Here is an 11924-nt window from a genome sequence, read left to right as displayed (position 1 = left end):
ATGGACTTCGGCTTCACCGCGGCCCAGGACGCCTTCCGCAAGGAGATCCGCGCCGAACTCGCCGCCCGCCACATCCAGGAGGAACTGGACCGGCTCGCGCTCCGCGACGACCGCGAGCCGGACGTCAGGCCGCTGTACCGGGCCCTCGGACAGAGCGGCCTGCTCGCCGTCAACTGGCCCTCGGAGTACGGAGGCCGGGACACCGGACTGGCCGAGGCGTCGATCGTCGCGGAGGAACTGGTACGGGCCGGCGTCCCGGACACCCTGCACGTCAACACCATCCAGATCGTCGGCCTGTTCGTGCTCCTCGCCGGCAGCCCTGACCTCAAGTCCCGCTGCCTGCCGGACCTGGCGGCCGGCCGGCGCTTCGCCAGCGTGCTCTACACCGAGCCCGAGGCCGGCTCCGACCTGGCCGGGCTGCGGACCACCGCGGTGCGCGAGGCCGACGGGGACGGCTATCTGCTGCACGGGGTGAAGGCGTACAGCCTCAAGAGCGACATCACCGACCTCGCCCTGTGCGCCGCCCGCACCGGCGACACCGAGGACCGCTACCAGGGCATCAGCCTCTTCCTGGTGGACCTGCACGCGCCGGGGGTGCACCGGGAGACGATCCCCGGCATCGCCGACGAGCAGTTCCACCGGGTCGTCCTGGACGGGGTCCGGGTCCCGGCCGCGGACCGGGTGGGCGCGGAGGGCGCGGGCTGGCCCCTCCTCACCAGCGCCCTCGCCATCGAACGCACCGGCCTGGACTACGCGTTGAAGGCGGAACGCTGGTACGCGGCCGCCCTCGACGAAGGCCTGGAGCCCGAGGACCTCGTCGAGGCGGGCCGGTACGGCGCCGCGGTGGAGGCGGCCAGGCTGCTGTCGTGGCGGGTGATCGGACAACTGGCCACGGGACTGGACGCGGTCGACGACACCCTCGCCGCGACCGCGAAACTGCTCACCAGTGAGCTTGCCCGGTCCGTGGCGGGCTGGGCCGCGACCCTGCCCGCGCCCGTCGGCGCCGCGCGCCGCCGGGCCGCCGGGATGCTGGAGGCCGCCTACCGCGAGGCACCCGGGTTGACGCTGTCGGCGGGGACCTCCGAGGTGATGCTCCAGATCATCGCCGTCGGCGACACCGACGGCATCAAGCACGACGACGAGGAGTTGCTGCTGCGGCAGGTGCGCGGTGAGGTGCGCCGACGCCTGCGGCAGGCGACCCAGGACCGGGACCGCGACCCGGTCACCGCGGTGCACGGACCTCCCGCCGCGCACGACGACCGGTGCCCCGCCTGGCCCGCCCTGGTGGAACTGGGGGCGCCCGGATTCGAGGTGCCGGCCGAGGCGGGCGGCCTGGACCTGGGGCTCGCCGGCTCACTCGCCGTCTGCGAGGAACTGGGCCGCGCGGGACTGAGCGGACCCTACCGAGGCGTCGCGCTCACCGCCGACGTACTGCGCACCGCGGTGCAGGACGGACCGGGGCCGGCCGGCGCGGGCCGGGAGGCGCTGTCCCTGCTCGCCGCCGGTGAACTCACCGTGGACTGCGGCGACTTCGACCTCGAACGGCCCTTGCGGACGCGGGCCGCCGCCGACGGCGTGCTCGTCGACGGGCCCGTCACGCTGGACGGCCCGAACGCCCACCACCTGCTGCTGCCGGTCCACGTCGACGGCACGACCGCAGTGGCGCTGGTGCCCGCCGGCCGATCCGCCCGGCGCACCGAGCGGATCGGCCAGGACACCGTGGTGACGCTCGAAGGCGTCCGGATCGCACCGCGGGACATCGTCTGCCGGCCGTCCGGCCCGGACCTCCGCTCCCTGACCGCACGACACCGCGTCCGGCAGGCCGGATACCTCCTGGGACTGGCCCGCGGAGCGCTCACGGCCGCCCGTGCCCACACCGCCGAACGGCACCAGTTCGGCGTGCCCCTCCATGATTTCCAGTCCATCGCCTTTCGGCTCGCCGAGGCCGCCGCCCAGCTGGAACTGGTACGCCTCGCGGTCCACCGCGCCGCGTGGCTGGCGGACGAGGGCCGCCCCGTGGAGCGGGCCGCCGTGGACGCGCTGGGCCTCGCCGCCGAAGCCGTCACGCGCACCACCTCGGTCGCCGTGCACGTCTGCGGCACCAGGGGCCTGACGGCGCAGCGGCCCGTGCAGCGGTACTACCGGCTGGCCCGCACCGAGGCCGTACGGCTGGGCACGCCCGGCCGGCTGTGGCGGGAAGCAGCCCTGATCCGGCTGGCAGGACGCGACGACCTGGAGATGCTGACCCGGCCGACGCTCGCGGAGACCGGCGGGCGCCCGCCCGAAGACAGAAACCCGAAGTGGACAGGAGGCCCCCAGTGACCGCAGCGGCAGAATCCGCCCCCGAGGCCGGGATCACGTATCAGGTCGTGATCAACCACGAGGAGCAGTACTCCATCTGGCCCGCCGACCGGGAGCCGCCCGCGGGCTGGCGCGCCGACGGGGTGACCGGACCGGAATCGGTCTGCCTGGAGCACATCGAGGCCGTGTGGACCGACATGCGCCCGCTGAGTCTGCGCCGCAGCCTCGGCGAGACACCGCACGGCACCCGATGAGCGTCGGCCGCTGGTTCCTCGGCGGGACGGAGCCGGACGCCACGGCGCGGCTGTTCGCCTTCCCGCACGCGGGTGGCGCGGGCGGCGTCTATCGCTCCTGGCAGGGCCGGATGAGCCCCCGGGTACACGTACGCCCGGTCCAGTATCCCGGCCACATGGGCCGCTTCGGCGAGCCCCTGATCACCCGCTGCGGACCGCTGGCCGAAGCCGCCACCGCGGCGGTCCTGCCGGAGACCGACCTGCCGGTCACGCTGTTCGGGCACAGCATGGGCGCCCTCGTGGCGTTCGCCGTCGCGGCGCGGCTGGAGCACGAGCACGGCGTCAAGCCCGCCCACCTGATCGTGTCCGGCGCCCCTGCCCCGCACCTGCCGTCCCGGGCATCGGTCAACGCGACCCTCCCCGACGGCGAACTGATCGCGTGGCTGCGGGAGATGGGTGGCAGCGACCCGTCCGTCCTGGCCGACGACGAGCTGCTGGGGATGCTGCTGCCCGTCCTGCGTGCGGATCTGGCGGTCGGCGACACCTTCCGCCCGTACCGGGGAGCCCCGTTGAGCTGCCCGGTGACGGTCCTGCACGGCAACGGGGACGCCCTGGTGGACGTCGCGGAACTGGACGCCTGGGCCGAGCACACCAGCGGGCGGACACAACGGTTCGCCCTGCCCGGCGGCCATTTCTTCCTGCACGAGGAGAGCGCCGACGCCGTCGTACGGCGGGTGCTCGACGTGATCGACGAACAGTAGGAGCAGCCGCGCGCCTTCGGGCGGCGGGCCATGGGCATGGTCGGGCGGGGCGATGGGCCCGGTCCAGGAGCGAGGGAAGACACGTGGGACACGGGGACAGCGCCGAGCAGTCGGTCCATCAGCTCTTCGCGGCACACGCGGCCGAGACTCCCGAGGCCGTCGCCGTCGTCGACGGTCCGACCCGGTTGACCTACCGCGAACTTGACGAACGCGCGGAAGCCGTCGCCCGTCTCCTGGCACCTGCCCGCCCCACCGCGACCCCGTCCGACCCGGGTGGCCAGGCCGGCTCGGCCGGTACGGCCGAAGTCGTGATCGCCGTCCGGCTGCCGCGGAGTGCGGCGCTGGTGACGGCGCTCCTCGCCACGCTGAAGTCCGGCGCGGCCTACCTTCCACTGGACCCCGGGCTGCCCGCGGAGCGGACCCGTCGACTGCTGGAGTCGGCCGGCGCCCGGCTGCTGGTGACCGACAGCCGCCTCCTCCCCGGCCCGTCCCTAGGGGGTCCGGATGCCGACGCCGTCCCCGTGTTCGACCTGGCCGACGTCCGCCCGGCCAGGCCCGCCGACGGCGCCCGCCACCCCTTGCCGACCGTGTCGCCCCACGCCCTCGCCTACCTGATCCACACCTCGGGGTCCACCGGCCGCCCCAAGCCCGTCGCCGTGGAACACCACTCGCTGGCCCACCACGCCCTCGCCGCGCGGGACAGGTTCCGGCTCACGGCGGACGACCGGGTCCTCCAGTTCACCAACCCCGGCTTCGACGTGCTCGCCGAAGAGGTCTTCCCGACCCTGGCCGCGGGCGGCCGCGTCGTGGTGCTGCCCGACACCTCGGTGTCGCCCCTCGAACTGGAACAGTTCATCCGCGAGAACGGCGTCACGGTCGCCAACCTGCCCACGCCCTACTGGGACCAGTGGGGCGCGGACCTGGACCTCGGCCCCCGCGAACTGCCTCCCACCCTGCGGCTGCTGGTGGTCGGCAGCGACACCACCTACACGCGCTCGCTGGCCGCCTGGCACCGGCACAGCCGGATCCCGGTGATCAACGCCTACGGGCTCACGGAGACCACCATCACCGCCACCACCGGGCGGTACCCGGCCGAGGCAGGCCTCCCGGACACGGCCACCTTGCCCATCGGCGCCCCGCTGGGCAGCACCGAGGTACGCGTCCTCGACGCCGCGACGCGCCCGTGCCCGACGGGCGAGGCAGGCGAACTGTACGTGGGCGGCGCCGCGCCGGCCCGCGGATACCACGGCCTTCCCGGCCTTACCGCCCAGCGCTTCGTACCGGACCCGTTCACCGACCGCCCCGGCGCGAGGCTCTACCGCACCGGTGACCTCGTACGGCAACTCGACGACGGCTCCCTGGAGTTCCTCGGCCGCGGCGACCAGCAGGTGAAGATCCGCGGGCACCGGGTCGAACCCGCCGAGGTCGAGGCCGTACTCGCGGAACTCGACGGGGTACGTCAGTGCGTCGTCGTCCCCTCCGGGACGGGCCCCGAGACCGTACTCATCGCCTACGTCGTCGGCGACACGGACCGGGCCGCCCTGCGCGAGCGGGCCGGCCAGGTCCTGCCCGTGTACCAGGTCCCGGCGGACTTCGTCCTGCTCGACGCCCTGCCCGTCACCGCCCAGGGCAAGGTAGACCGCCGCGCCCTGCCCGCCCCGGACGCCGGATCACGCGAGGAGTCCGGGCGCTCGGAACCGCCGCGGGGGCCGATCGAGGAACGCGTCGCCGCGATGTGGAGCGAGGTGCTGGACGGCCCGGCCATCGGCAGAAACGACGACTTCCGCACGCTCGGCGGCAACTCGCTCGACGTGGTCCGGATCCTCGGACGGCTGCGCCACAACTTCGGCGTCCCGCTGACCACGAGGGAGTTCCTGCGGGCCGCCACCGTCGCCGGACTCGCGGCACTCCTGCGGGACGGCGGGCCGCGGGACGGCGGTGCCGAGGCGGTCGTCGCGCCGCTGCCCGCCGTCTCCACGACCCCGGTGGCACCCGGCATCGTCTCGACCCACGAGCAACGCCTCTGGTTCCTCGACCAGTTGCACCGTGGCGCGGGCATCGCCTACAACGTCCCCGTCGCCCTGCGGCTGCGCGGCGAACTGGATCTTTCCGCGCTGCGGTCGGCGTACCAGGAGACCGTCGACCGGCACCCCCGCCTGCGTACCTCCTTCGTCTCCCTCGACGGACGGATCACAGCCGAGGCCGCGGAGTCCGCGCCGGGTGACCTGCCGTTGGTCGATCTGTCGCACCGGCCGGACGCCGAAGCGGCGGCCCTCGCCCGTGCCGAACGCCTGGCCGGGGAGCACATCGACCTCGGACGGGCGCCGCTCGTGCGCGCGGAGCTGACCCGCGTGGCGGTGGACGACCACCTCCTCACCGTGGTCTTCCACCACCTGGTCGCGGACGGCCTGAGCGTGGACGTCTTCGACCGCGATCTGGCCGCCGCCTACGCGGCCCGCCGAACCGGAGCCGACCCGCGGCCGCCGACCGGCTCCCTCGGTTACGACCACTTCGCCCAGTGGCAGCGGGACGTCGCCGAATCACCCGCCGCTGACGCCGCCCTCGCCTACTGGCGCACCGGGCTGAGCGGCGCCCCCTTCGTCCTCGACCTGCCGACGGACCACCCCCGGCCGGCCGTGATGAGCTACCGGGGACGGCGCTTCACCCGCGCCGCCCCGACCGGCCTGCTCCACGGCGTCCGCACCCTGGCCCGCGTCGAGGACACCACGCCGTACTGCGTCGTCCTCACCGCCGTGGGGGCCGTCCTGAGCGAGGAGTGCGGGCAGCCGGAACTCCTCGTCGCCTCGCCGACGGCCGGCCGGCCGCACCCCGAGCTCGACGACGTGGTCGGCTTCTTCGTCAACACCGTGATCCTGCGCCTGCGCCGTACCGACGGCACGACGTTCCGCGGCTGGCTCGGCGAGGTGCGCGAGACGGCCCTGGACGCCTTCGAACACGAATACGTGGCGTTCGACCGTCTCACCGCCGAGTTCGCCCCGAGCCGGGACCTGTCCCGACCCCCGCTGGTGCAGTTCGCCCTCGCCTACCAGGGCGAACGTCGGCCGCAGGCACGTCTGGCGGGCCTGGATGCCACCCCGGTGCCGCTGGACAACGGCACCGCCAAGTTCGACCTCACGCTGGAGGTCGAGGAGGTCCACGGCGAGCTCGTCCTCACCGCCGAGTACAGCTCCGACCTGTTCGAGCCCGGCACGGTCGAACGCATCCTGGACCGCGTCACCGCCTGCCTGACGGCCGCGGTGGCCGCCCCCGACGCGGTCCTGCCGGCACTCGACGCCCCCGCGTCGGACCGGAACGCCCCCCACGGCACCGGTGTGCATGGGGTGTTGGGTGGGGTGGTGGCTCGGTGTGGGGGTCGGGTGGCGGTGGGGGACGGGGTGCGGGAGTTGTCGTATGGGGAGTTGGACCGGTTGTCGTCGGTGGTGGCGGCGCGGTTGGTGGCTGCGGGTGCGGGGCGGGGGGTGTTGGTTGCTTTGGTGGGGGAGCGGGATGTGGATCTGGTGGTGGGGATGGTGGCGGTGTTGAAGTCGGGTGCGGGGTATGTGCCGTTGGATCCGGGTTTTCCGGTGGAGCGGTTGCGCGAGACGGTGGCGGATGCGGGTTGCCGGGTGGTGTTGGGCAAGCGGGGTTGGGCGGGGGTGTTGGACGGCGCCGGGGGTGTGGCGTTTGTGGGGCTGGATGATCCGGTGGGTGCGGTGGAGGTGGCGGCGGCTGCTCGGTGGGTGGGGGCTCGGGTGGTGGAGGGGGACACGGCGTATGTGATCTATACGTCGGGTTCGACGGGGCGTCCGAAGGGTGTGGTGGTGACGCATGGCAATGTGCTGGCGTTGTTCGCCGCCTGTGGTGAGGCGTTCGGGGGGTGGGGCGGGGACGAGGTGTGGTCGATGTTTCATTCGGCGGCGTTCGATTTCTCGGTGTGGGAGGTGTTCGGGGCGCTGTTGCAGGGGGGCCGGTTGCGGGTGGTGCCGTATGCGGTGACGCGGGATCCGGCGGCGATGTGGGAGCTGGTGTGCCGGGAGGGGGTGACGGTGCTGAGTCAGACGCCGACGGCGTTCACGCAGTTGGTGGCGGCGGCCGCGGCGCAGGGGTTCCCGGCCACGGCACTGCGGACGGTCGTCTTCGGCGGGGAGGCTCTGCGGCCGGGGAGTCTGAAAGCCTGGAGCGCTGCGTATGGGTGGCGCGGGCCGCGGCTGGTGAACATGTACGGGATCACCGAGACGACCGTCCACGTCACCTACCGGCCCCTGGCCGCAGCCGACCAGGAACAGGCGGTCAGCCCGATCGGGACCCCCCTGCCCGGCCTCACCATCACCCTCCACCCCCACACCAGCACCAGCACTGACCCCTCCGGCACCGCCGCCGACGGTACGGGCGCCGGCGACGGTGGTGGGCTTGAGGGTGCGGAGATGTTCGTGAGCGGGCCCCAGGTCGCGGCCGGATACCTCGGCCGTCCCGCACTGACCGCACAACGCTTCCTGCCCGACCCCGACGGCCCGCCCGGCAGCCGCCGCTACCGCACCGGCGACCTCGCCACCACCGGCGACCACCCCACCACCACCCACAACCCCGGCGACCTCACTACCCCCAACCCCGGCAGCCCCGGCAGCACCGGCAGCACCGGCAGCACCAGCACGGTGATCACCGCCGATCACGGCAGTGAACTGCACTACCTCGGCCGCACCGACCACCAGATCAAACTCCGCGGCTTCCGCATCGAACCCGCCGAGATCGAACGCGTCCTGCTCACCCACCCCGCCGTCCACGCCGCCACCGTCATCCTCAACCCCCACACCCCCCACCACCCCCAACTCGCCGCCTACACCGTCCTGACCACCCCCCACCACCACACCGAAACCACCCTCACCGACCTACGCACCCACCTCACCACCCACCTCCCCACCCACATGATCCCCACCACCCTCACCCCCCTCCCCGCCCTCCCCACCACCCCCAACGGCAAACTCGACCCCACCCGACTCCCCCCACCCACCACCACAACCCAACACCCCACACACGAGGGCCACTTGGTGGCACTCGGGGACGCGTCGGGGGAGCGGGCGCTGCGGGCCGTGTGGGCCGCGGTGCTCGGTGTGCCCGAGCACCGGATCGGGCCGGACGACAACTACTTCGCTCTCGGCGGCGACTCGATCACCGCGCTGCGGCTGATCGCGGAGGCGCGGACGGCCGGGGTGCCGCTCAGCCTGGAGCAGCTCTTCCTGCATCCGACGATCGGCGAACTGGCGGCGGCGATGGCCGACATCGAGGACCCGCGGGCCGCGGGGCCGGCCGAGGGGGCATCGGCGACGGGCGCCGCGTCGACCGGCGTGCTTGCCGAACTCGACCCGGCCCTGGTGCCGGAGGGTGTCGAGGCGGCCTACCCGCTCGCGGATCTCCAGCTGGGCATCCTCTACCACGTCGAGTTGAGCGACGACTCGCGGCTCTACCGCGACCTCACCAGCGTGCGGGTCACCTCGGACTGGGACGAGGCCGCGCTGCGGGGCGCGCTGGACGTGCTGTGCGGGCGGCACGAGATCCTGCGGACCTCGTTCGATCTGGCCGAGTTCGACGAGCCGATGCAGTTGGTGCACCGCGTCGCCACCGTCCCGCTGGAGGTGGAGGAGGCGTTCGGGGTGCTGGACGAGCGTGCGCAGGAGGTTCGGCTGCGCGCCTGGTGGGACCGTGAGTCGGCCACGGCGTTCGACCTCGACGCCCCGCCGCTGCTGCGGGCCCACGTGGTGCGTTGGTCGGCGGACACGTTCCAGCTGTCGCTGTCGGTGCACCATGTACTGCTCGACGGCTGGAGTTTCGCGCGGTTCACCACCGAACTGCTGGTGGAGTACGACAGCAGGCTCGGCTCCGGCGGCGGGGCCCTCGAACGGATGCCGCAGATCCGGTACCGGGATTTCGTGGCCGCCGAGCAGCGCCTCAGGGAGTCCCGGGAGGCCCGGACGTTCTGGCGGGACCTGCTCGCCGGCGCCGAGCCGTTGTCCGTCCCGGAGGCCGACCGGGATGACGGGGACGACGGGGATGACCGTGGGCAGGACCCGGCGACCCGGCTGCTGCTCCCGGCGGAGCTCACCGCCGGAGCCCGTCGGGTGGCGGACGAACTGGGGGTGCCGGTCAAGAGTGTCTATCTGGCGGCGCACCTGTGGGCGTTGGGCACCTGGCGGGGCGTGACCGACGTGGTGAGCGGACTGTGCGGCAACGGCCGGCCTGAGACGGAGGGCGCCGATCTGCTGCTCGGCCTGTTCCTGAACGTGCTGCCCGTGAGGATCGGGATCGCCACCGGCACCTGGGCCGACCTGGTACGTGCCGTGTTCGACGCCGAGCGGCAGCATCTGCCGTTCCGCGCGTACCCGTTGGCGCGCATCCAGCGTGAATTCGGACGGCCCCCGTTCGCCGTGATGTTCAACTACACCGACTTCCACGCCTCCGACGCGCTGCACGGGCTGCGTCACGTCACGGTCGACGGCTGGCGGTACGAGGACCGCACCAACTTCCCCGTCCTGGTCGAGGTGAACCGGCTCCAGGACGGGGAGGGCGTCGAGCTGAGCGTGCGGGTGGACCCGGACGAGACGTCCCCGGCCGGCGAAGCCCGGGTGGCGGAGCTGTTCGTCGAGGCGCTCACCGCGCTGACGGGCGATGTCAAGCGCCCGGTGCCGAAGCCGAGTTGAAGAGAGCACGGCGGGACACACCGCCTCTCACCGGCACAGCAGTCAACACAACCGTACGAGGGAAGGCAAAGGCCTTGGCCATGGCTGAGAGCAAAGCGGTAGAGGAGCTGGCGGACATCGACCTGATCACGGACGCGTCCGGTGTTCCCACGGTCGGGGACAACATCGAGTTGCAGTCCCCGAGGTGGAGTTTCTCGGGGAACACGGCCGATCACTTCGACGAGCACGTGTCCCGGAGCATCCCGGGGTACGAGGCGGGGCACGAGATCATCGCGCAGCTGTCCGACTTCTTCGTCACCCCGGGCAGTCGGGTGGCCGAGATCGGCTGCTCTACGGCGGCGCTCACCGCCAAACTGGCCGTGCGTCATCGGGAAGCGGATGTGAAGTTCTTCGGCATCGACATCGTGCCGGAGATGGTGGCGCAGGCGCGTCAGCGCTGTGTGGAGCTGCCCAACGTCAACATCGAGCTCGGCGACGCCCTCCGGGTGGACTACAGCGACTGCAGCTTGGTGATCATGTACTACACGCTTCAGTTCGTACCGATCTGGAAGCGTCCGGCGCTGATCAAGCGGATCTGCTCGGAGATGCTGCCGGGGGGTGCGCTGATCCTCTTCGAGAAGACCCGCTCGCCCGAGGCGCGGATGCAGGACATGTTCAACCAGTGCTACGAGGAGTACAAGCAGAACAAGGGCTTCACGGCGGACGAGATCCTGGGCAAGTCACGCAGCCTCAGGTCGGTGCTGGAGCCGTTCACCACCGAGGAGAACATGCGTCTGCTGTCCGAGGCGGGCTTCGCCTCTCCTCAACTGGTCCAGAAGCAGATGGCGTTCGAGGGCATCATCGGGGTGAAATCCGTTCTCGGGTCCTGAGTGAACTGAAAGGTGATCGGCTGTGCAGTATCGACGTTTTGGCCGGCTCGGCTGGCAGGTCGGCGAGGTCGGCTACGGAATGTGGGGCATCGCCGGTGGGGAGGGCGGCTGGACGGGGGCGGACGACGACGCCGGAAGTGAATCCCTGCGGGAGAGCGTCCGGCTCGGCTGCAATTTCTTCGACACGGCGTGGATCTACGGGCGCGGGCACAGTGAGGAATTGCTCGGGAAGCTGTTGAAGGAGAACTCGGGAAATCCCGGGAATCGATGCTACGTCGCCACGAAGATTCCTCCGAAGGACCGGAACTGGCCGTCGACCCGGGAGTCGAGACTCGCCGACGTCTTTCCCGGGGACCACATACTCGAGTACGCCCACAAGAGCCTGGCGAACCTGGGCGTGGAGACGATCGACCTGCTCCAGTTCCATGTCTGGGAGGACTCCTGGGCCGATGACGAGCGGTGGCAGGAGCCGATCCGGCGGCTCAAGGACGAGGGGCTCGTCCAGGGCGTCGGCATCAGCGTCAACCGTTGGGAGCCCGAGAACGTCCTGAAGACGCTCGACACCGGCCTGATCGACGCCGTCCAGGTCATCCACAACATCTTCGACCAGGCGCCCGAGGACGAGCTGTTCACCGCCTGCCAGGATCTGGACGTCGCCGTGATCTGCCGGGTGCCGTTCGACGAGGGCACGCTCACCGGGACGCTCACGCACGAGTCGACCTGGCCCGAGGGCGACTGGCGCAACTCGTACTTCGTACCGGAGAACCTGCACGCCAGCGTGGAGCGGGCGGAGCGGCTGAAGCAGGTGGTGCCGGAGGGTATGACCCTGCCCGAACTGGCCCTGCGGTTCATCCTGCGCCATCCGGCGGTCGCGACGGTGATCCCCGGGATGCGTAGCGTCGCGCACGTCCGTGCCAACCTCGGGGTCAGCGGCGCGCAGCCGTTGCCGGACGATCTCGTCGCGGAGCTGCGGCGGCACCGCTGGGACCGTACGCCGACGGCCTGGTCCCAGTAGCCGCGAAGAGGGCCGGCCCACAGGGGCCGGCCCTCTTCGCGTCCGGGTCGTCC

General features: G+C 72.1%; 6 protein-coding genes. All 6 read left to right on the top strand.

The window, feature by feature from the left end; genetic code table 11:
* The 6 genes from OG736_RS13965 to OG736_RS13940 all read left to right on the top strand — a co-directional run bounded on the left by OG736_RS13965 (position 1) and on the right by OG736_RS13940 (position 11871).
* Complete coding sequence (locus OG736_RS13965; protein WP_327182724.1) at positions 1-2322, top strand: acyl-CoA dehydrogenase family protein; 2322 nt, start codon at positions 1-3, stop codon at positions 2320-2322.
* Positions 2319-2555, top strand: a complete 237-nt coding sequence (locus tag OG736_RS13960; RefSeq protein ID WP_142263938.1) for an MbtH family protein — start codon at positions 2319-2321, stop codon at positions 2553-2555. The genes OG736_RS13965 and OG736_RS13960 overlap by 4 nt, the downstream gene beginning before the upstream one ends.
* Positions 2552-3295 (top strand): thioesterase II family protein, encoded by a 744-nt coding sequence (locus OG736_RS13955; protein WP_327182723.1) that lies wholly within the window; start codon positions 2552-2554, stop codon positions 3293-3295. Before OG736_RS13960 ends, OG736_RS13955 begins: the two co-directional genes overlap by 4 nt.
* Before the next feature lie 83 nt (positions 3296-3378).
* A complete protein-coding gene (locus OG736_RS13950; protein WP_327182722.1) occupies positions 3379-9987 on the top strand; it encodes a non-ribosomal peptide synthetase in 6609 nt (2202 codons plus the stop codon).
* A gap of 80 nt (positions 9988-10067) precedes the next feature.
* Positions 10068-10856 (top strand): methyltransferase domain-containing protein, encoded by a 789-nt coding sequence (locus OG736_RS13945; RefSeq protein WP_142263935.1) that lies wholly within the window; start codon positions 10068-10070, stop codon positions 10854-10856.
* A 22-nt stretch (positions 10857-10878) separates the two neighbouring features.
* Positions 10879-11871 (top strand): aldo/keto reductase, encoded by a 993-nt coding sequence (locus OG736_RS13940; RefSeq protein ID WP_142263934.1) that lies wholly within the window; start codon positions 10879-10881, stop codon positions 11869-11871.
* Positions 11872-11924 lie beyond the last annotated feature (53 nt).

Source organism: Streptomyces sp. NBC_01334 (genome assembly GCF_035983595.1).
Lineage (GTDB): Bacteria > Actinomycetota > Actinomycetes > Streptomycetales > Streptomycetaceae > Streptomyces > Streptomyces coriariae.
The sequence above is the reverse complement of the archived record's forward strand: the minus strand, read 5'-3'. Positions and strand labels throughout refer to the sequence as shown.

What these genes read in the sequence shown, in the direction of transcription:
- OG736_RS13955 (WP_327182723.1), top strand. Translation starts at nt 2,552, where the DNA reads ATGAGCGTCGGCCGCTGGTTCCTCGGCGGGACGGAGCCGGACGCCACG.
- OG736_RS13945 (WP_142263935.1), top strand. Translation starts at nt 10,068, where the DNA reads ATGGCTGAGAGCAAAGCGGTAGAGGAGCTGGCGGACATCGACCTGATC.
- OG736_RS13965 (WP_327182724.1), top strand. Translation starts at nt 1, where the DNA reads ATGGACTTCGGCTTCACCGCGGCCCAGGACGCCTTCCGCAAGGAGATC.